At 48.6% G+C, this 18,236-nt stretch carries 13 protein-coding genes and 8 tRNA genes; 14 read left to right on the top strand and 7 right to left on the bottom strand.

Going from position 1 to position 18,236, the window contains the following annotated elements:
- Positions 1-122 precede the first annotated feature (122 nt).
- Positions 123-4,616: an Hpt domain-containing protein gene (locus tag FTU69_RS00680; RefSeq protein ID WP_180103338.1), complete on the top strand. Its 4,494-nt coding sequence runs from the start codon at positions 123-125 to the stop codon at positions 4,614-4,616.
- Positions 4,613-5,074, top strand: coding sequence for a hypothetical protein (locus FTU69_RS00685; RefSeq protein WP_075167114.1), 462 nt, complete (start codon positions 4,613-4,615; stop codon positions 5,072-5,074). Before FTU69_RS00680 ends, FTU69_RS00685 begins: the two co-directional genes overlap by 4 nt.
- A gap of 69 nt (positions 5,075-5,143) precedes the next feature.
- Here the strand turns inward: FTU69_RS00685 and dapE are convergent, their stop codons facing one another.
- The 3 genes from dapE to FTU69_RS00700 form a co-directional block, all read right to left on the bottom strand.
- Positions 5,144-6,277: a succinyl-diaminopimelate desuccinylase gene (dapE, locus tag FTU69_RS00690; RefSeq protein ID WP_005179534.1), complete on the bottom strand. Its 1,134-nt coding sequence runs from the start codon at positions 6,275-6,277 to the stop codon at positions 5,144-5,146.
- 126 nt (positions 6,278-6,403) lie between these two features.
- Positions 6,404-6,550, bottom strand: a complete 147-nt coding sequence (locus FTU69_RS00695; protein WP_005179532.1) for an entericidin A/B family lipoprotein — start codon at positions 6,548-6,550, stop codon at positions 6,404-6,406.
- Positions 6,551-6,650: 100 nt separating this feature from the next.
- Entirely contained in the window at positions 6,651-7,553 is a 903-nt protein-coding gene (locus FTU69_RS00700; protein ID WP_016659332.1) for a DUF1853 family protein, read from the bottom strand.
- 90 nt (positions 7,554-7,643) lie between these two features.
- Here FTU69_RS00700 and FTU69_RS00705 point away from each other — a divergent pair, with 90 nt between their 5' ends.
- The 11 genes from FTU69_RS00705 (at position 7,644) to FTU69_RS00755 (ending at position 10,313) form a co-directional block, all read left to right on the top strand.
- A complete protein-coding gene (locus FTU69_RS00705; protein ID WP_163145554.1) occupies positions 7,644-8,033 on the top strand; it encodes a YbaN family protein in 390 nt (129 codons plus the stop codon).
- Complete coding sequence (gene elsL, locus FTU69_RS00710) at positions 8,030-8,560, top strand: cell wall-recycling L,D-carboxypeptidase ElsL (protein WP_163145555.1); 531 nt, start codon at positions 8,030-8,032, stop codon at positions 8,558-8,560. Before FTU69_RS00705 ends, elsL begins: the two co-directional genes overlap by 4 nt.
- Positions 8,561-8,837: 277 nt before the next feature.
- Positions 8,838-8,913: transfer RNA gene (locus tag FTU69_RS00715), tRNA-Val, on the top strand.
- 26 nt (positions 8,914-8,939) lie between these two features.
- Positions 8,940-9,016: transfer RNA gene (locus tag FTU69_RS00720), tRNA-Asp, on the top strand.
- A gap of 51 nt (positions 9,017-9,067) precedes the next feature.
- Positions 9,068-9,144 (top strand) — tRNA-Asp (locus tag FTU69_RS00725).
- Positions 9,145-9,164: 20 nt separating this feature from the next.
- Positions 9,165-9,240: transfer RNA gene (locus FTU69_RS00730), tRNA-Val, on the top strand.
- A 15-nt stretch (positions 9,241-9,255) separates the two neighbouring features.
- A tRNA-Asp gene (locus FTU69_RS00735) sits at positions 9,256-9,332 on the top strand.
- 65 nt (positions 9,333-9,397) lie between these two features.
- Positions 9,398-9,473, top strand: a tRNA-Val gene (locus FTU69_RS00740).
- A 51-nt stretch (positions 9,474-9,524) separates the two neighbouring features.
- Positions 9,525-9,601, top strand: a tRNA-Asp gene (locus FTU69_RS00745).
- A 99-nt stretch (positions 9,602-9,700) separates the two neighbouring features.
- Positions 9,701-9,776 (top strand) — tRNA-Val (locus FTU69_RS00750).
- Between the two features lie 75 nt (positions 9,777-9,851).
- Positions 9,852-10,313, top strand: a complete 462-nt coding sequence (locus tag FTU69_RS00755) for a DUF2750 domain-containing protein (protein WP_163141446.1) — start codon at positions 9,852-9,854, stop codon at positions 10,311-10,313.
- A 13-nt stretch (positions 10,314-10,326) separates the two neighbouring features.
- Here the strand turns inward: FTU69_RS00755 and FTU69_RS00760 are convergent, their stop codons facing one another.
- The 4 genes from FTU69_RS00760 to yccS form a co-directional block, all read right to left on the bottom strand.
- Positions 10,327-11,121 (bottom strand): YdcF family protein, encoded by a 795-nt coding sequence (locus FTU69_RS00760; protein WP_163145556.1) that lies wholly within the window; start codon positions 11,119-11,121, stop codon positions 10,327-10,329.
- Positions 11,122-11,235: 114 nt separating this feature from the next.
- Entirely contained in the window at positions 11,236-13,815 is a 2,580-nt protein-coding gene (locus FTU69_RS00765; RefSeq protein ID WP_180103339.1) for a sulfite reductase flavoprotein subunit alpha, read from the bottom strand.
- Between the two features lie 166 nt (positions 13,816-13,981).
- Positions 13,982-14,542: a YcxB family protein gene (locus FTU69_RS00770; protein WP_005179510.1), complete on the bottom strand. Its 561-nt coding sequence runs from the start codon at positions 14,540-14,542 to the stop codon at positions 13,982-13,984.
- 84 nt (positions 14,543-14,626) lie between these two features.
- Positions 14,627-16,801 (bottom strand): YccS family putative transporter, encoded by a 2,175-nt coding sequence (gene yccS, locus FTU69_RS00775; RefSeq protein WP_168370088.1) that lies wholly within the window; start codon positions 16,799-16,801, stop codon positions 14,627-14,629.
- Positions 16,802-16,932: 131 nt separating this feature from the next.
- Here yccS and FTU69_RS00780 point away from each other — a divergent pair, with 131 nt between their 5' ends.
- On the top strand, positions 16,933-18,156 hold the full coding sequence (locus FTU69_RS00780; RefSeq protein ID WP_180103340.1) for a multidrug effflux MFS transporter: 1,224 nt from the start codon (positions 16,933-16,935) through the stop codon (positions 18,154-18,156).
- The last annotated feature ends 80 nt before the right edge of the window (positions 18,157-18,236 follow it).

Genomic DNA, 18,236 nt, shown 5'->3' on the forward strand with positions numbered 1-18,236 from the left:
TGTTTTACACAGATCAAGCCAAGCATCGACAAGATCAGCTTAACTTCAGGGTTAGGTTACACGTGATGGTTACAATTAAGTTTGAGTGCCGCTGGGCGCTGAAAACATAAGAAGCCTTAGCTATGAAAGAAATATTAAAAAATTTAGTTGAAACGACTGCGCTTCCTGAAGATAGTTATCTTGATCAAGATGCAGAAATTCTAGAAATTTTTGTTGAAGAAATTGAAGAAATCTTCGTTGAGCTAAAAGACCTGTTGGCTCAATGGGCCACGCAGCCTAACGATCAGGAAACGCTAACCACCATTCGCCGTCATTTTCATACCTTAAAAGGTTCGGGACGTATGGTTGGGGCCAAGTCGGCAGGGGAGCTGGCCTGGACGGTTGAAGATACCTTAAACCGGGTCATTTCCGGTAGCCTGACCCTGTCAGCGCAGGTGCAGCAGTTTGCAACCGCGGTGGCGAACGTCTTTGAATACAAACTTTATCCAAGCTTTAAACATGCCCAGCCGATGGCACTGGACCTGCGTCCATTGGTGCTATTAGGACAACAACTACAACAAAATTTAAGTCCTGAACCGGCTTTAGAAGAGCTGTTACAACTGGCAAGCAGCCTAACATCCAGCGACAGTATTACTGGTCTGGAGTTTGATACAGCAAGCACTGATGAGCAGGTTGCTGCAGACACCGAGCTGGCTGTGGCTGATAGTATTGAAGAAGATCCGTTAGCGGCTGAAACACTGGCCATCTTTATTGAAGAAGCGGAAGAACACCTGTTAACAGTGGATCGCTTCCTGGCACATGATGAGCTGAAAACTCAAGATTACAATGGCCTGATTCGTGCCCTGCATACCTTGCGCGGCAGTTCATCCATGGCACACATCGAGCAGATTTTTGATGCCAGCTCCAAGGTCGAAAACCTGTTCAAGACCCTGTTGCAGGATGAAATTGAATCGACCTCTAAAGAAACCGCACTGTTATTGCAATATGCTGAATTTGTGCGGGATTATCTGCATCTGTTGCCGCAGAATGACAGTGCCGGCATGGACCGGATTTATCAGACTTTCAATACTGCATGGCAGAACTATGGCTTTAGCCTGGAAGATGTTGATGAATCAGTGAATCCGCAAGGTCTGGTATCCAAGCTGATTGAACTGAATATTGATCAGTTGCTCGATGCTGAGTTCGAATTTGACCAGCGTGCGCAGGCTGAATATCCGGAATATATCCAGACCCTGAGCCATCAGGCGAAGCTGCTGGTAGAGCGTACCGATAACCGCGCCTCTCAGGGTATTCATGATTTTACCCAGGAATTACAACTGGCCTATGCGGCCTTGCTGGACAAGCCAAGCCTGCTGCATAGCGATTATGCCTTTGAATTATTTGGACAGGCGCATCAGGAATTTATCCATCTGTTTGATACCCTGGCTGCCGGGCAACGCGTCAGCTTAAGCGAAGATGCTCAGCAGATCATCAATAACCTGAGTGCCTTTGTACAGCAGGATATTGAAGCACTAAGCCCAGAAACTGATACCACAGAAGCTGTAACCGAAACGGTTGAAGCCGGTGCCGGGCTGAATCTGGCCGTATTGTCACAGCGTCTGGAAGCTGACCGTCAATACATGGATAGCGCTGAAGCCAATAAGGACTTTGACTCAGACCTGCTGGACATTTTCCTGGAAGAGGCCGAAGAGTTACTTACGGGTATTGACCAGGATGTTAACAGCTGGAGCCAAGACCCGAGCAATACTGCTGCGCTGAACAATCTGATGCGCCATTTGCACACCTTAAAAGGTGGTGCCAACATGATTGCAGCCAGCCATATCGGTCTGATTGCGCACCATTTAGAAACCATTTATGAGCGCATCATTAACCGTCAGATGAGCGCATCGACCGCATTGATTCAGATTATCCGTCTGGTTCAGGACAATATTGCGGACCGTATCCAGACCATCCGTGAACAGCAGGTCGATTATCCGGCGCAAGAATCACTGGCGATTCTGGAAAATATTAGCGAACTGGCCCAAGGTCAACTGGTTGAAGCTGAATCGCTGGCAGTGGCGGCTGAAGCAACCTCTAGCGCAGATGTACAACAGTCTGATGCATCTGCACTTGAGTTTGAACTGGAACAGCCAGCACCTGCAGAAACAGCCTATACTGCGCCTGAAGATGAGCAGCCAGACACCAGCAGCGAACCGGTACTGGAAGATGCACCGACCCTGGCTGAGCAAACCATCCCTACAGATGCGGTATCTACTACTGAAAATGACGGTGAAGACAATCTGCATTCGATTGTGGAAGAAACCTTCCTGGAAGAAGCCGAGGAACTGCTCGACACCACAGAAAGCCTGTTAAAGCAGTGGTTTGACCATCGTAGTGACCGAAGTATTTTGCTGCAGTTACAACGTGCTGCGCATAGTCTGAAAGGCGGCGCGCGTATGGCTGAAATCGAGCCGGTGGCCGTGATTGCTTATCAGCTGGAAAATACCTTTGAACAGTTTGCGGTGCATCAGTTTAATTCCAATGCTTATGATGCCTTGCTCAACACCACTGTGGTCTGGTTAAAAGAAGCCATCTTCCAGCGTGATTACAGCAATTTTGACAGCCTGAAAGCTAGCCTGGAGTCGATTGAATACGTCAATGCGACGGCACAGCTGCCAGAACGCTTTAATACCACCGATCTGCTGGCGCCAAGCAAAACCTTCGAATTTGTGCAGGGTGATGGTGCCGAGCCGCCATCCATGCAGGGCGAATGGAGCGAAACCGCACAGCTGGATAACAGCAATGAGATGATCCGTATTTCGGCTGATCTGGTTGAGAAGATGATTGACCTGTCGGGTGAAAACGCGATTAACCGCTCGCGAATCGAGATGGAGCTGGGTCAGCTGGGCGGTACCCTGAATGAAATGGAACTGGCGATTAAACGTCTGGCCGATCAGTTACGCCGAATGGAAGGCGAGCTGGAAAGCCAGATTATTGCCAAACATGGTGATGAACATTCACGCTATACCGACTTCGACCCGCTGGAGATGGACCAGTATTCATCCTTGAACCAGCTGTCGAAATCGTTGGCGGAATCGGCGTCGGACTTGGTGGACTTTAAGACCACGCTGGCGGACAAGATTCGTGATGCTGAAGGTCTGTTACTGCAACAGTCGCGGATTCAGGCAGAAATTCAGGAAAGCCTGATGCGCACCCGTCTGGTACCGTTCTCGCGCATGTTGCCACGTTTACAGCGGATTGTGCGTCAGACTTCATCGACCTTAAACCGTCCTGCCGAGCTGGTGGTAAACAATACCGAAGGCGAGCTGGACCGGACTATTCTGGAACGCCTGATTTCACCATTTGAACACATGCTGCGTAATGCGGTGGACCATGGTCTGGAAGATGCCGCTGTACGTAAACAGGCAGCGAAGCCGGAAGTGGGCCAGATTGAGCTGAACATTGGCCGTCAGGGCACTGATGTACTGATTAGCTTTACCGATGATGGTAAGGGGATTGATGAAACCAAAATTCACGCCAAAGCCCTGAGCCTTGGCCTGATTCAGCCAGAGCAGCAGCTGGACAAGAAAGAAATCCTGCAGCTGATTTTCCATCCGGGCTTTAGTACCGCACAAGCCGTGACCCAAATTTCGGGTCGTGGCGTCGGTCTGGACGTGGTGCAAAGCGAAATTAAAGCGCTAGGTGGCCATGTCGAGGTCGATTCTGAACTCGGTAAAGGCACTACTTTCAGTATTCGCGTACCGACCACAGTGGCGGTATCCGATGCCTTGATGGTAAAAGTTGGCGATCAGCAGTTCGCAATTCCATTGGCGCAAATTGACCGTATTGTACGAATTTCACCTTCTGCGCTGGAAAGTTACTTCAGCAGCAAAGATGACTACTTCAAGATTGATCAGCAAAACTATAAGTTGCGCTATCTGTCCGAGTTTGTTGCCAACCAGCCATTGCCGCGTTTAAGCAATATCGCGCATTCATTGCCGGTGCTGCTGATTAAAGGCAATACCGGTCAGACCATTGCCTTACTGGTCGATCAGCTGATTGGTTCGCGTGGCCAGATTGTGATGAAACCGATTGGGCAGCAGTTCTCCAGCGTGGGCTCGATTGCCGGCGCGACCATTCTCGGTGATGGTCAGGTCTGTCTGATTCTGGATGGTCAGAATATTGCCCGTCAGATTCAGGCCACCCAGCGCATCAAGCATGTGATGGAGCCGCGTGAAGTACAGCGTCGTGATACCCGTCGTCTGGTGATGATTGTGGATGACTCGGTGACCGTACGTAAGGTCACGTCACGTCTGCTCGAACGTCAGGGCTTTGATGTGGTCACAGCCAAAGATGGTGTCGATGCGATTGAGCAGCTGGAAAATGTTAAACCGGATCTGATGCTGCTGGATATTGAAATGCCGCGTATGGATGGCTTTGAGGTGACCAACCTGGTACGCCACCATGACATCCATCGTGACTTGCCAATTATCATGATTACCTCGCGTACCGGTGAAAAACACCGCGAACGTGCCTTTAGCTTGGGGGTAACGCACTATATGGGTAAACCGTTCCAGGAAGCAGAATTGCTTGCCAATATTGAAAACATTTTGCATAGCAGTGAGGCTAAAGCATGAGTCAAAGCAACAGCACCAGCAAAATCGACCAGATTAGCCAGCAGGAACTGCAACATCTGATTACCGTTTCGACCGGTTTTATTGATGCCTATATTGTGGAATGTCATGATCAGGAAGATATGCTGATTCCGCAGAATATTGTCCTGTCGGCGCTGGACAGTTCTACCGCAGTCGATCATGTCGAGTGGCATGATCTAAAACTGCCGGTATATCGTGTTACCCATCCAGAGCAAAATCAGGGCGTTGCCTTGGTGATTGAAGGCGATGAAATTGACCAGCGCTTTGCCCTGATGTGCAATGCCATGCCAAAAACCATCCGTTTGCGTATTTCGGAAGTGGTTGATGATGAGCGTGAAGGCCAACATCCGGCGGTATTCCAGTATGTGCGTATGGGTGAGCAGGTATTCCATGTCCCGAATCTGGCACATATTCAGGCCAGTCTGGGTTTGAATAGCTAATTTAACAGTTGGCAACAGACACAAAAAAAGGAACTCCGCGGAGTTCCTTTTTTATGCAACAGCAAAAAATTAAGTCAGCAGGCCTTCAAGAATCTGCTCATAAATTTCAGCCAGTGGTTCTAAATCATCAATATTCACGTGTTCATTGATCTGGTGAATGGTCGCGTTCAGCACACCGAGTTCCAGCACTTGTGCACCGGTTGGCGCGATAAAGCGGCCATCTGATGTTCCGCCCGAAGTAGACAGTTCAGTCTCAACACCAGTCACATTGCGAATCGCATTTTTGGCGGCATTGACCAGTTCACCGACTGGGGTCAGGAATGGTAAACCGGACAGTGTCCATTGAATGTCATAGTTCAGTTGATGACGGTCCAGAATTTCCAGTACCCGGGCTTTGAGCTGCTCAGCAGTCACTTCAGTCGAGTAACGGAAGTTAAAGGTCACGGTCATGGTGCCCGGTACCACGTTGGTTGCACCGGTACCGGCCTGAATATTCGACACCTGGAAAGAGGTGGCCGGGAAGTATTCGTTGCCATTGTCCCAAACAGTTTCGCACAGTTCAGCCAGCGCTTTAGAGGCAGTATGAATCGGGTTAATTGCCAGATGTGGATAAGCCACATGGCCCTGTTTGCCTTTCACGGTTAATACCGCATTTAATGAACCGCGACGGCCATTTTTGACAATATCACCCAGACGATGGGTGCTTGATGGTTCACCGACCAGACACCAGTCCATTTTTTCATTACGTGCTTCCAGGGTTTCAACCACTTTCACGGTACCGTTAATGGATGGGCCTTCTTCATCTGAGGTAATTAAGAACGCAATTGAGCCTTTATGATCTGGATGTTTGGCCACAAAGCGTTCTGAAGCCACCACCATGGCTGCCAATGCTGTTTTCATATCGGCACTGCCGCGGCCATAGAGCTTGCCATCACGAATTTCTGGAGCAAACGGGTCAGAATGCCAGGCATCTAAACTACCAGTAGGAACCACATCGGTATGACCGGCAAAACAGAACACCGGGCCTTCTGTGCCTTTACGCGCCCAAAGATTATCGACATCTTCAAAACGCATTGATTCAATATTAAAGCCAATCTTTTTTAAGCGTTCCGCCATGATGTCTTGGCAGTTATGATCAACAGGTGTTACGGAAGGTTGACGTAATAACTGTAAGCTGAGCTCGAGCGTATCTGAGTGGTTCATGGCTTTGGAATCATGCAAAAAATTTGCCCCTATAATAGGGGAATCATGCCGAGAAGGGGAGTTTTTAATATAAAAAAACCTTATCAGGAGATAAGGTTTTTGCCGGGAATTTGCATTGAAATTTGATTATTGACGGATTTCATCCTGAGTTTTTTCAGCCGTATTACTTACCGCATTACCTGCTGAAGAGACATCTTCACCTAGACCTTTTACTGTATTACAACCAGTCAGAACAAACATCATTAGTAATGAAGTCGCTAGAATTTTTTTCATCATCATCTCCGTATCATTAAGCATAAATTATTCTGATGTGAAAATTAGAGTAAGAAATATACAGCCAAAAAAATATAGTGCTTTGATTGTGGTTGAGTAATTAAATGTTGTTCAAAGATAGGCTTTTAGTCCAATAGTGCTGATAACAGGCATCCATCAGCACCGGGTTACGATACATATAAAATGCTGACTGATCCTGATTCAGATATAAGCCATTGCTCCAGAATGCGTTGGCTGAACTGCTTGGACTGGCATGTGGGCAAATCCATTCATGCCGTTGCAGTCGGTAAAAATCCTGATGATTTTTCGGCAAATGCTGGCCCCAGGTGCCAATTCTGCGCTCGGGATTGACCCAGTCAGGAAGAGCCTGTGCAGTAGCATGTTCAGGCAGATACAGCTGGCCTTTTAACACGGCAAAGCGCTGTTGAATGGTATGACCTTGGGCCTGCTGAAACTGAAACTGCTTTTGGGTAAAGTGGGTTAACTTGCGTAATAAGGTGTCGCTGCGGTTCAGCCCATACCAGTAGGGCAGACTCAAATCACGTTCAGCCAGATAATATTTGAGCGCCACTTCCCAATGTTCAACTTGCTGGTGGTCATGGTTTAGCAGCAGAAAATCGAGTTCGCCCGTGGTGCGTGGTCCATCAATTATCTGAATGCTATGTCCGAGTAATTCATAAGGATGATAGTCACGCTCGGTCAGCCAGAACCAGAGCAGCATTTCAAACCGCAGCCCTAGCCGGGTACTTTTGAGCTGGCTTAAAAAATCTTCCAGTGCAGCCGGATGCTGGTCTAAATGCTTCAGCCGGCTTTGATAATGATCAAAGTGCTGCAACCAGCAATCTGTAGGATGAAAATCAAAGCCATAACGCTGCTCCAGTGCTGGTGGCAGCTGCTGTAAAATGTTGGGACTGGCCACGCTAAAGGCCAGTTGCCGCACCAGCGGATTGCGGAAATTTAACCAGGGTTCAGCAGAAATATCAGTAAAGGTGTTAGGCGACATCAGTAAATCCATGGTTAAACAGCAGAATTACAACGAAGAAAAGTTTAAAAACGCTTTATACTAGCGCAATTCGACGGGTAGGGTTGCGGTATGAGAGTATTGTTTTGGCGAAGTTTGGTGGTGATTTTTGTCATCCTCGGCTTCATTGGTGCAGTGTTGCCCGGTATGCCAACAACAGTCTTTCTGATTTTAGCGGCCTGGGCCGCGTCCAAAGGCTGGCCGCAAATGGATGCCTGGTTGCTGAACCATCCCAAATATGGCCAGACCTTAAGAGACTGGCGTGTCAATGGCACCGTACCGCGTAAAGCCAAATGGTTTGCCACCATCATGATGCTGATCAGTGCCTGCATCATGTTATTTACCACGGCTCCGCTGGCCGTCAAAATTTTTACCAACCTGACCATGTTTGTGGTGGCAATCTGGTTATGGCTACGTCCTGAACCTGTTGTTGTCACTCCACCAAAGGTAAAGCAAGAATGATCTACCCTCTACAAGCTGCGGATATTCTGGTTGATTTATCTGAGCAGACCTTATATCTACCAAAACACAATAAACTGTATGTGGTGTCTACCGGTGAAAAGGGCATTGGTGAAGCAGAAAATAGTGGCAAAACCCCACGTGGCTGGCATCAGGTGGCCCTCAAGTTTGGTGCAGATGCGCCGGAAAATACCGTGTTTATTGCCCGTCAGCCAACGGGTGAAATTTATGATGATGAGCTGGCCGAACAGTTTCCTGAACGTGACTGGATTTTGTCCCGTATTTTATGGCTATCAGGGCTGGAGGATGGTTTTAACCAGGGCGCTGGCTGTGACACCTTTAAACGTTATATTTATTTGCATGGCACGCCAGATACCGAACCGATGGGCATTCCCAAGTCACATGGCTGTATCCGGATGCGCAATCGCGACATTATCGAGCTGTTCGAGCTGATTCCAGAACAGGCATTGGTGTATCTGTCTGAAGAGCGGCTGGATTTTAGTCCCTTGGCCATTGAACCACAGCCATAAGACTTAAGCCTGAATTTTACTGGCATTTTTTACAGATAAAAAATAAAAATGTGCAGGCGAGCAGGGGGGGAATTGCAAGAAATTTCTTCTATTCTCAAGTGGGCTAAAAATAAAATTTTTTGAATAAAGTCAAATAACATACAGAATTTGTTTGTTTTTCTAGTGAATCACTTATTTTTTAATCACTCAGTCATAAAAAAGTGAAAACTGGCAGAAAAGCGTTTGACAGGCGGTAAAGATTCTCTATAATGCACCTCACAAACGATGAAGACGTTAAGGGCGCTTAGCTCAGTTGGTAGAGCGTCTGCCTTACAAGCAGAATGTCGGCGGTTCGATCCCGTCAGCGCCCACCAAGCCTTTACGTTAAAGATTCTTACGTGCAGCGGTAGTTCAGTTGGTTAGAATACCGGCCTGTCACGCCGGGGGTCGCGGGTTCGAGCCCCGTCCGCTGCGCCACTTAAGCTTCTTTAATATTCGTTTGAACCACAATAGTGACTTTGTGTAAGTGCAGCGGTAGTTCAGTTGGTTAGAATACCGGCCTGTCACGCCGGGGGTCGCGGGTTCGAGCCCCGTCCGCTGCGCCATTTACATAAAACGCTTTTGAGGGCGCTTAGCTCAGTTGGTAGAGCGTCTGCCTTACAAGCAGAATGTCGGCGGTTCGATCCCGTCAGCGCCCACCATGATTCTTTTGCGATGCAGCGGTAGTTCAGTTGGTTAGAATACCGGCCTGTCACGCCGGGGGTCGCGGGTTCGAGCCCCGTCCGCTGCGCCATCTCAAAGAATAGCCCTATAAGTTTCCTGAGCTTATAGTGGAATCAAGATTGACAATCTTAATCAGGGCGCTTAGCTCAGTTGGTAGAGCGTCTGCCTTACAAGCAGAATGTCGGCGGTTCGATCCCGTCAGCGCCCACCATATTCAAGCTGTAAAGCTTAAAAGACCTTAATTGCTTACGCAATTACCGTTGCAGCGGTAGTTCAGTTGGTTAGAATACCGGCCTGTCACGCCGGGGGTCGCGGGTTCGAGCCCCGTCCGCTGCGCCATTTTTCATGCCCTGATGTGAAAAATGTGATCAATTACCAAGACTACACACTTCGTTGGTCTTACGTCGTAAAAAATAATATATTATTTTTTACTCTTCAGGGCGCTTAGCTCAGTTGGTAGAGCGTCTGCCTTACAAGCAGAATGTCGGCGGTTCGATCCCGTCAGCGCCCACCATATCTTTCTTGCCTAAATCTTAAATATTTCATAGAATCCCAGCATTATAAAACAATAAAATGGACTGGATGATCTATGCGCAATCCATATCAACGCAAGGCCGCGTCTAAATCTCAAACTTCAAGCTATAACGTTCAAGATATTTACAAACAGTTTATTGAAATCATGGTCAGCCAGGGACAAGTGTTTGCGCTGTATCATGATGGCTGGGCCTTATGTGCCACACCCACCGGACAGCGTGCTTTTGCGGTCTGGCAAAATAAAAGTCTGGCCAAACTGCTGGTCAAAGACAACTGGGAAAATTACGATATTCAGGAAGTCAGCTTTAAAGATTTTATTGAAAAAGTCCTGCCATTTTTAAGACAGGAAAACACACTGGTGTCAATGAATCTTAGTCCCGAAGGGCAGAATGTACTGGTGGCACCGGAAAAGCTGCTGCTGGATATTAAAAACTATCTTTACCAGATTTATCTGCAAAAACCTGAGGTCTATAAAAACCTGCAACTGCCTTCGCCACGTTCCATTCGCCTTAATTAATCTTTATTGGGTATTAATATTCATTGAGTAGCCAACCACTTACATAAGCAAAATATTCGCGTAACCAGGAGTTATAGCGAATATAGAGTGGTGTAGGAGCGCTATAGGGCAAGGGCTGCTGATAGCCCTGTTTGCGGGCAATGGCCAGCGCACGCGGTAAATGAAAATCACTGGTGACCACGGCAATCGGATCACTGAGCTGAATGTCGTGCTGTGCCAGCAAGGCCTTGGAATTGTGGAAATTCAGAGCGGTACTGGTGCTGCGTGCTTCCAACAGAATTCGTGTTTTCGGAAGATGATGTTGCTCTGTTAAATAGTGCGCCATCACTTTGGCTTCGGTCCACTGATTCCCAAAAGCGGCGCCACCACTGACGATAATGGGAATTTGTGGCAGCTGCTTGGCCAACGCGGCCCCGGCATCCAGGCGTTTGGCCAAGGTCGGCGTCGGCTGGTTGTGCTGGATTCCCCCGCCTAAAATCAGAATCGCCTGCGTATTTGGATTGGGTTGGCTATGCAGGCTTTGCCAGTGTAAGTAGCCAAAGAACAACGCCACACTGAATAGCCAGACCCAGAAAGCACCGCATACTAAACGCCAGCCTTGTTGATAGATCGGGCGCTGTCGAATCCAGCGCTGTAGCAGAACATAAGCCAAGGCATAAATGAACAGTGCTGCACCGAACAGCATCGGCAGCAGGGTACCAAAATGAAAGCTGTTCAGACTGAGCAACCACAGACCATTGGCCAGTAGTAGAATTGCAGCCATCAGGCTCAGAAGACGTTTCAGTGGGGCGTGGCTGTGACTCTGCATGGCGGAATGATCATAAATAGCGTGATGTATCTGCAGATTATAAAAGATCAAGATGAAAAAACCGGACATCAAGTCCGGTTTTTTCAATTTTAGTTTTCAGCAAGTTAGCAAAACTTAGTAGACATCACGGCGGTAACGGCCTTCGCTGCGTAATTGATCCACCGTCGCTTCACCGAGCAGTTCAATCAGGGTCTGGTCAACATCGCTGGCCATGCCATCAATACTGCCGCAGACATAAATCACGGCACCTTGCTCAATCCAGCGTTGCAGTTCTTCGGCCTGTTCACGCAATTTATGGTGTACATAAACTTTCTGTTCCTGATCACGCGAGAAGGCCACGTCCAGACGCTGCAACATGCCGGTGCTTTGCCATGCAGACACAATATTTTCATAGAAAAAGTCATGTGCGCGCTGACGTTCACCGAAAATCAGCCAGTTCTGGGTATAGTCATGACGGATACGTGCCTGTAACAGACTCATCAGTCCGGCAATACCGGTGCCGTTACCAATACAGATGATTGGACGGTTGTCATCAATCAGGTGGAACGATTCATTGGTGCGAATGCGCAGGGCAATACTGCTCTGTAGCGGCGCATGTTGGGTGAGCCAGCCCGAACCAAGACCCAGTTGACCTTGGGCATCGGATTGCTGGCGGACCACCAGACGCAAAATCTGCTGCGATGGAATGCTGGCAATCGAATATTCACGTGCAGGCAGGGTCGGTAACTGTTCCAGTAACTGTTCCAGATTGGCAAACGGCTCGACTTCAATGGTCAGGTCTTTGTCCCAGAGTGCCTGTTCAATCGGTTCACCGGTCGAATCTAGCAGGGTACCCGGCTGAATCTGATGCTGTTGCATAAAGGCTGCCAGACGCTCAGGACTGTTCCCTGGCTGGATTTCGGCAATATCACCGGCTTCCCAGTGTGCTTCGTGTTGCGGTGCCAGCTCGATATTATAGGCTGGTGCACCCAGACTGTCCGGATTGAGCAGATCACGCTGTTTCAGAATCCAGCTGTCAAAGGTCTTGTGAATGTCCATACCTTGCAATTCAAGCTGGGTGGCTTGAGCCAGTGCCGCGTTCCAGCGCTGGATATCTTCATTGCTGGCATTGTCCACTTCAATGGTGGCAAACAGAGGCTGTGCCTGATTGCGTTGTAACCACTGATCAATTTTATGACCAAAGCTGCAGTAGCTGTCCAGATATTCCCTGGAGCCCAGCGCCAGTACCGCATAACGCAGATGCTGTAAATTGGCCGAGCTGCTCAGGATTTTCTTGTCAAAGCTGGAGGCTAAATCAGGTGCTTCACCGGTACCATAGGTACTGGCTACAAACAGCACCTGTTCTACCGATTGCAGATCTTCCAGACTCAATTGCCGGACCGGTTTCACGGTCACCGGCTGATGTGCTTCCTGCAAACTGGTCGCAGTACGCCAGGCCAGCTGTTCAGCCACGCCGGTTTGGGTGGCGTAGGCAATCAGCCACGGTTTGGCATTTGGATCAACCGTGACGGCGCTTGCGCTATTCCGTGCTGCCTGGGTCAGTTTCTTCTGCTTGCGACGTTTCAGATACAGCATCCAGCCGGTCACAAAGAACAGCGGCATCAGCAGGGAAGCGACCATGGCAAAGAACTGGTACACCGGATCAAAGAAGCTGCCACGGTGAACCGGTAACATGCTGCTCATGATTTTTTCATTGAGCTTTTTATCTTCATACAGGCTGATGTCGGTGAGGCTGGCCGTCTGATAGTTATAGGTTGCACTATTACGGGCACGTTCATGCTGCGGTACTGCATCGACAAAGTTCAGGCTGACTTCACCATTGGCCTGTTTGGGCAGATTCAGGGTCATGGTTGAGTAGTCGCGTCCCAGTTGTGCCTGTACGCCAGTCCAGGTCTGGTTCAATACCGCCTGCATTTGCAGCGAATCCAGTCCTTCTGCACGCTCACCACGACCTTCACGCGCAGCACCTTCGCCACGTTCACGGCCTTGCGGCGCGGCATTGGCCTGCATTTGCGGTTGTGGACGCTCTACGCCCAGCACCTTGAACATGCCATTACGCCACCAGTCATAGGACCAGTACAGACCGGTACAGGCCAGAATCAGGTAGAAAATCACCACCCAGGTGCCGACAACGGCGTGTAAATCCCAGATGAAGTTCCGGCCTTTAAGTTTCGGCTTCACAAAGAACCACTGTTTTACCGAATGCTTTTTCGGCCAGCGTAGATACAGACCACTCAAGACAAAGAAAATCAGCATCAAGGCACAGGCGCCGGTAATCTGCTTGCCGACCGGGCCAACGGTCAGGTTACGGTGTAACTGCTGGATAAACTGGAAAAATTCACGGCCTTTAATCTCGGGTAACACTTCTGCGCTGTAGGGGTTAATCAGCACATTCTGGCCGCGACGTGCGCCTTCTTTGGCAATATTGACACTCGAAGATGCTGCCGGATCGGAGGCGATAGTAATGCTATTAATTTTGGTTTCAGGTTGAGTCAGCTGAAAATGCTGATAGATTTCCGCCGGGGTGAGCTTGGCCCGGTTTTCGACCTGCACGGTATAACTGTCCGGATTCATCCATTTTAGAATATGTTGTTCATAGGAATAAATCGCACCGGTAACACCCATCAGTGCGAGAATCAGGCCTGCACTAATTCCAAGGAACCAGTGCAGCTGGAAAAATATTTTTTTAAGCATAGCAATACAGCAGCAGTGTGAAGAGAACAATGGGCGAAATTATAACTGAAGAATAGCGAGATGGAATAGAGTTTGAATATAATATTTATTCTCATTATCATTTAGGTTGGTGCAAACCGGATAAAAAAACCTCCAGCAGGGTGGAGGTTTTTTTGAACGTACAGGCTTAAAGCTGTTTTGGCTCACCTACAGATTCAAGCAGGTGCTTACGAATGGTTTTAAAGGAAAAGTTTTTAGAATCCAGACGTTTTGGCAAGATATAAGCGCCTTGCTGACCTTTGACGGTAAAGTTCACCAGAATGAAATCCGGGGTAGAATACCATTCATAAATGTCTTTCCAGCTAATCGCGCCCATGCCTTCTTGTAGACCCATTTGCTGACGCATGATGATGCCGTGCGGTTGTACGCCTAGACGGATGCCTTTAATTTCCTGTACCGGAAATTCATTCATTTTACGTTTGGCATACCATTCCAGACCGAATTTACGGATCAGGAAGTACAGCACCACACAGACCAAAGCCACCCAGCAGAAAATAGTGGAATAGTTCTTGATCAGGATAATCCCCAGAATAGACAGGGCCGTAATAATGCCCATGATCGCCCAGGCTTTGGTGCCAATTTTGTTGGTGCTACGCCAAATTAAAAGCTGGGCATGACGCTGCTCGGCTTCGCTAATGTCGTAGTTCACAGGCTGTAAAGTATAAGCGTATAAATTTTTCGCGGTCATAGTGGAACTAACAAATTTCAAACTCAGAAAAGTTTAGCATTAATTACAGCATTTCAGGAGTCTATTGTTGCAAAATCATCCGAATTATAACGAGGCCAGTTCGGTGGCATCCTGATCACGGTCATGGCTTAAACTCTGTTTCAGCTGACTCAGTTGATGCAGGATGGTCAGCATCAGCGATAACTGCTGTAAAATAATAAGTCCCTGTTGATCTTCCTGATGATTTTGGCTTAAACGCTGCCGGATGGTATGCAGCATATTTTGCGAAGACAGATCCGGTACTTCATCGTTCAGCAAGGCACCGCGAATATCTTCCAGCGCTTTGTCCAGTAGGGTTAAGATCTCCGGATCTTCAATTTTTTCCCGGTGTGCGCCCAGCGCGGCAATATAGCTAATAAAGGTATGATTCAGGCACAGCAGTTCAAAAGCCTGGGCTTTTTGCGAGGCATCAAAATCCGGTTCAGTGGCCAGGGTAGAAATGAGCGAGGCCAGTTCGGCATCGGTATTATGCGCTGCACGGCGTACCACGCGATAGGTCAGGCCGTTATTGCGCCCGGTTTTGTATTGCTCGATCACTTCGGTCAGATAATCACACTGCGCATTTAAGGCACGGCGAATGGTGCGCGGTAAACGGCGGAATTTCCAGTCCGGGAAAATAAAGCTGACGCCAAACCAGGCCAGTGCACAGCCAATTAAAGTATCAATCATACGCGGCAGGGCGGCGGCAAAGCCCATGCCATCGAGGTTAAAGTTAATCAGCGCCAGAATGGTAATAAAGGCGGTGGCTTGGGCATACTGCTTACTGCGTAATTCAAAGAACAGAATTCCGCTGACTACCAGCAGCAACAGCTGACCTTCGACCGATGGAATAAAATATAAGATGCTATAACCGACCAGAATCCCGACCAGCGTACCGACAATCCGCAGGCGTAAGCGGCGTTTGGTGGCGTTAAAGTTGGGTTGGGTCACAAACAGCGCGGTCAGTAAAATCCAGTAGCCGTATTCAATATTGGTAACCTGGACAAAAATATAGCCAATCAGCAGCACCGCCGATAATCGAATGGCATGCCGGAACAGCACCGATTCTGGGGTTAGATGCTGCTTGATGCGGATGACCATATCATCCCAGCCTTTCAGGTCATCATCTTTAAGCTGGTTTTCAATATGTTTGGTTTTATCCAGCTTGATATAACGCTCGGTTTCCAGGTTGCGTAACTGGGCGTCAATGGATTTAAGGTTCTGATACAGGGCAAACAGGGCATTGACCCAGACCTGATCATACTGCTGTTCGCTACGCAGCTTTTGCAGCGAGTGTTTCAGGTTTTCAAAGGCATGTTTAAAACGTTTGCTGTGAATATAGGGTTCACGCTTCAGGATACTTTCGCTTAAATCTTTACAGGCCTTGCCCTGAATCGCCAGAATGCGCTGGAAACGGAACAGGATGTCGCTGTGCTCAAAAATTTTGGCCAGTTTCTGATAGTCAATATGCGCAGAGTCGGCACGTTCATGAATATCCTGGGCAATAAAATAATATTGCAGGCTGCGGCGGGTGTCTTTCTGGCCGCGGTCACCTTTTAAGCGGGTCAGTAGCGCGGTTTTCAGTTCATTAAACAGGCCAATCAGCTTGCCGTTTTCCATCGACAGGTCAATCAGGCTTTGCTGATAACTGCCGGGGGTCATATCGACATCAAACAGATTGGATTTGGCAAACAGGAAATCGCCTAACGAGGCATAGCTTTGCGAAAGTTTGTCTTGTAGCTGCCGTACCGGGAACAGTAAAAAACTGATGGTGGAAATCAGGCCGTACCAGACTGCACCGGCCACCAGCAAGGCCGGCTGGGTGTACCAGTCTTCAAACAGGTCCACACCGAGCATGGCATAAACCGAAATTACCAGACAGCCATAGGCAATGGTGGCATAACGCCGGCCCAGAGAACCGAGCAGAATCAGGCCAATACAGGAGATAATCAGGCCAATGGCAAACAGCACCGGATGTGGAAACAGCAGCTGAATGGAGGCAGCGGTAATAAAAAAGCCGATATAGGTATAAGTCTGGTTCAGGATTCTTAAAGAGAAGCGGTCATCAATATCACTTAAACCGGCTGCGACCACGCCCAAGGTCAGCGGAATGGTGGCCAGCTGATAGCCGAGCAGATAAGGAACAAAGGCGGTGCCGGCAAAGGCGATCATCATCCGGATGTTATAGATAAAGGCCGTGTTGTAGGCAATGTGTTTGAGACGTGTGAGCCAGGATTTCAAGACTGTTCCTTAAACGAAGCCAGATGCTATGCAGCGGGCAGCAATTATGTGAAACTTCACTTTCAGTACCCTGAAATAATACTATGGACTGTGTACCTTGTCTTTAAATCAGTCATTTAAAAAATATGAATATGTCCGATTCCCATGCCAGTGCAAGCCCGCAGCAGCAGTATCCCTCTTCCTGGATTTTACTGCTGGCTTTGCTGACCTCGCTTGGTCCGCTATCAATTGATATGTATCTGCCGGCCTTGCCTCAAATGGCAGAAGATTTTGGCATCAGCACGCAAATGGTGGCCAACAGTCTGCCGGCTTATTTTCTGGGGCTGGCGATTGGACAGTTAATTTATGGCCCTTTGAGTGACCGGATTGGCCGTAAAACCCCACTATATTTTGGTTTGGGACTGTATTTTCTGGCCAGCCTGCTCTGTATTTATGCCCAGGATGAATGGAGCCTGATTGCGGCGCGGGTATTGCAGGCCTTAGGGGGCTGTGTTGGGGTGGTAATTGCCCGTGCGGCAATTCGTGACCGGCTGGATATGCAGGCCTCCGCGCAGGCTTTTTCCAGCATGATGATTGTGACCGCCATTGCGCCCATTATTGCGCCGGGTCTGGGGGCGATTGTGCTGAGCTTTTTTGACTGGCAGGCGATTTTTGTCTGTCTGGCCATGATGAGTTTAGTCTGCTGGTTGTGTGTTCATTTTTTCTTTCAGGAAACCCTGCCGCCAGAGCGCCGTCTGAAATTGAATTTCTATCAGGTACTGACCCTCTATCTGGCCATTTTTAAGGACCGCAGTTTTTATTTACCGATGATCGCTGGCTGTTTTACCGGCGGGGCGATGTTCTGTTATATCAGCAGTTCTGCCGCTGTTCTGATGGATGGTTATGGCCTGAACCAGCAGCAGTTTTCGATTGCTTTTGGTGCCAATGCGGTCGGTATTATGCTGGCCTCGACCTTAAACAAGCATTTGGCAACCCGCAGCTCTTTAATGACTCGTTTAAAAATAGGCGGTACGGTGCAGGGCACTGGCGCACTGATTCTGGTCATCGCCGGGCTGATGAGCCATGCGCCGATTGCTGTGGTTTTTGCCGGGCTGTTTTTAGCCGTGGCCGGAATTGGTTTTACTGGCCCCAATGCCATGGCGTTGGCGATGTCTGAGCAGGGCGCACGCGCTGGTACAGCCAGCGCGATTATGGGCAGTATGCAATTTAGCTGCGGTTTAATTGGCGGCTTAATGCTGAATGTACTGATCTGGGATGCTTTATTAAATATGGGCAGTGTGATGCTGCTGTTTATTCTGATTGGGGTGAGTGCGATGTACATTATGCATCGGGAGCGGAAATTAAAAACCGCCTAAACCCGATTCATCTTTACAAATAAAAAGAAGAAACCCGGGTGGTTTCTTCTTCGCTCTTTAAGCTGTTGCAGCGTGAGGGC

It is taken from the genome of Acinetobacter sp. YH12134 (assembly GCF_013418555.1).
In the GTDB taxonomy this organism is placed as follows: Bacteria; Pseudomonadota; Gammaproteobacteria; order Pseudomonadales; family Moraxellaceae; genus Acinetobacter; species Acinetobacter indicus.

Bases quoted from the DNA above. Each gene is read 5' to 3' on its own strand.
- FTU69_RS00770 (WP_005179510.1), bottom strand. From the start codon at position 14,542: ATGACCGCGAAAAATTTATACGCTTATACTTTACAGCCTGTGAACTAC.
- elsL (WP_163145555.1), top strand. From the start codon at position 8,030: ATGATCTACCCTCTACAAGCTGCGGATATTCTGGTTGATTTATCTGAG.
- FTU69_RS00695 (WP_005179532.1), bottom strand. From the start codon at position 6,550: ATGAAAAAAATTCTAGCGACTTCATTACTAATGATGTTTGTTCTGACT.
- FTU69_RS00780 (WP_180103340.1), top strand. From the start codon at position 16,933: ATGTCCGATTCCCATGCCAGTGCAAGCCCGCAGCAGCAGTATCCCTCT.
- FTU69_RS00700 (WP_016659332.1), bottom strand. From the start codon at position 7,553: ATGTCGCCTAACACCTTTACTGATATTTCTGCTGAACCCTGGTTAAAT.
- FTU69_RS00755 (WP_163141446.1), top strand. From the start codon at position 9,852: ATGCGCAATCCATATCAACGCAAGGCCGCGTCTAAATCTCAAACTTCA.
- FTU69_RS00705 (WP_163145554.1), top strand. From the start codon at position 7,644: ATGAGAGTATTGTTTTGGCGAAGTTTGGTGGTGATTTTTGTCATCCTC.
- FTU69_RS00765 (WP_180103339.1), bottom strand. From the start codon at position 13,815: ATGCTTAAAAAAATATTTTTCCAGCTGCACTGGTTCCTTGGAATTAGT.
- FTU69_RS00685 (WP_075167114.1), top strand. From the start codon at position 4,613: ATGAGTCAAAGCAACAGCACCAGCAAAATCGACCAGATTAGCCAGCAG.
- FTU69_RS00680 (WP_180103338.1), top strand. From the start codon at position 123: ATGAAAGAAATATTAAAAAATTTAGTTGAAACGACTGCGCTTCCTGAA.
- FTU69_RS00760 (WP_163145556.1), bottom strand. From the start codon at position 11,121: ATGCAGAGTCACAGCCACGCCCCACTGAAACGTCTTCTGAGCCTGATG.
- dapE (WP_005179534.1), bottom strand. From the start codon at position 6,277: ATGAACCACTCAGATACGCTCGAGCTCAGCTTACAGTTATTACGTCAA.